This is a genomic window from Mesorhizobium sp. M7A.F.Ca.CA.003.01.2.1 (assembly GCF_003998945.1).
Taxonomy (GTDB): Bacteria; Pseudomonadota; Alphaproteobacteria; order Rhizobiales; family Rhizobiaceae; genus Mesorhizobium; species Mesorhizobium ciceri.
Genome location: NZ_RZRA01000959.1, coordinates 1 through 2,092 on the forward strand (window position 1 = coordinate 1; position 2,092 = coordinate 2,092).

Sequence of the window (2,092 nt, forward strand, 5' to 3'; positions counted from 1 at the left end):
GTTCAAGACACCTGACGCCGCAAATATCGCCCCCCTCGATACGGCGATCGCCGGTGAGGCCGTGGCCAGCGTCAAGGCTCTGCTCGAACAGGCCCGTGCGGCCTCCGTTCTGGTCTCCGACCGGCCGGATGCCGAGAAGCTCACTGCCATCGCGCTGATCGGCGCGCGCGGCGACCGCGATGCGGTTTCCCTGCTCACCTCGGTCGAGGCGAATTCCACCGACGCGGTCAGGCAAGCGGCGACAGCCGCGATCGCCAACATCAATTCGACGCTGGCCTTTTGGGATGCCGGGCAGAACATCTGGTACGGCATCTCGCTGGGCTCGGTGCTGCTGCTGGCGGCAATCGGCCTCGCCATCACCTTCGGCGTCATGGGCGTCATCAACATGGCGCATGGCGAGATGGTCATGCTCGGCGCCTACACGACCTTCGTCGTCCAGCAGGTGATCCGTACATCCTTCCCTGACCTGTTCGACTGGTCGCTGGTCATCGCACTGCCGCTGGCCTTTCTCGTCGCCGCTCTGGTTGGCCTGATCATCGAGCGCGGCGTCATCCGCTTCCTCTATGGCCGGCCGCTTGAAACACTGCTGGCGACATGGGGCGTCTCGCTGATCCTGCAACAGGCCGTGCGCTCAATCTTCGGGCCGACCAACCAGGAGGTCGGCAACCCATCCTGGATGTCGGGCTCGTTCAATGTCGGACAGTTGGCGATCACCTGGAACCGCCTGTGGATCCTGGTTTTCGCGCTCGCTGTCTTCGGCATCCTGCTCTACGTGATGAAGCGCACGCCCTGGGGCCTGCAGATGCGCGCCGTCACCGCCAACCGGCGCATGGCTGCCTCGATGGGCATCAGGACGCCGTGGGTCGACGCGCTGACCTTCGCGCTCGGCTCCGGCATTGCCGGCATTGCCGGCGTCGCGCTGAGCCAGATCGACAACGTCTCGCCCAATCTCGGCCGCGGGTACATCATCGACAGCTTCATGGTCGTTGTCTTCGGCGGCGTCGGCAATCTGTGGGGCACGCTGGTCGGCGCCTTCTCGCTCGGCATCGTCAACAAGTTCCTCGAGCCTTATGCGGGCGCGGTGCTCGGCAAGATCGTCGTGCTGGTGCTGATCATCCTGTTCATCCAGAAACGCCCGCGCGGCCTGTTCGCGCTCAAGGGGAGGGCGGTGGAAGCATGATCACGGGACGCTTCTTTGCCGCCGGCGCGGACCGCCGCATCGCCATTACGATCTCCATCCTGCTGGCGGTGGCCGTCATCGTGCCGTTGCTCAACCTTGCGGTGTCTCCTACCAGCGCCTTCTACATCCCATCCTACATCGTCGCGCTGACCGGCAAATATCTCTGCTATGCGCTGCTTGCCTTGGCGCTCGACCTGGTCTGGGGCTATTGCGGCATCCTTTCGCTCGGCCACGGCGCCTTCTTCGCGCTCGGCGGCTATGCAATGGGCATGTATCTGATGCGCCAGATCGGCTCGCGCGGCGTCTATGGCAATCCCGTCTTGCCCGACTTCATGGTGTTCCTGAACTACAAGGAACTGCCATGGTTCTGGTATGGCTTCGACCATTTCTGGTTCGCCGGCCTCATGGTGCTCGCGGTGCCTGGCCTGCTGGCTTTCGTCTTCGGCTGGTTCGCCTTCCGCAGCCGCGTCACCGGCGTTTATCTCTCCATCATTACCCAGGCGATGACGTATGCGCTGCTGCTTGCCTTTTTCCGCAACGACATGGGGTTCGGCGGCAACAACGGCCTGACCGATTTCAAGGATATTCTGGGCTTCAACGTGCAGGCCGACGCGACGCGCTCGGCGCTGTTTGCCGCCAGCGCGGTGATGCTGGCACTTGCCGTCTTCGTCACCTGGGCGATCGTCGGCTCAAAATACGGCAAGCTCTTGATGGCGGTACGCGATGCCGAGAGCCGCACGCGCTTCCTCGGCTGGCGGGCGGAGAACGTGAAACTGTTCGCCTTCACCGTCTCGGCCGTCATGGCCGGCATAGCCGGCGCGCTCTACGTGCCGCAGGTCGGCATCATCAATCCGGGTGAATTCGAGCCGGCCAATTCGATTGAAGTCGTCGTCTGGGCGGCTGTCGGCGGGC

At 63.8% G+C, this 2,092-nt stretch carries 2 protein-coding genes; both read left to right on the forward strand.

Annotated elements, in window-relative coordinates; genetic code table 11:
* A partial coding sequence (urtB, locus tag EN969_RS28245) for an urea ABC transporter permease subunit UrtB (RefSeq protein WP_127419588.1) occupies positions 1-1,180 on the forward strand: 1,180 nt, incomplete at its 5' end.
* Positions 1,177-2,092: urea ABC transporter permease subunit UrtC (gene urtC, locus EN969_RS28250; protein WP_127419589.1), on the forward strand; the 916-nt coding region annotated here is incomplete at its 3' end. The genes urtB and urtC, both read left to right, overlap by 4 nt.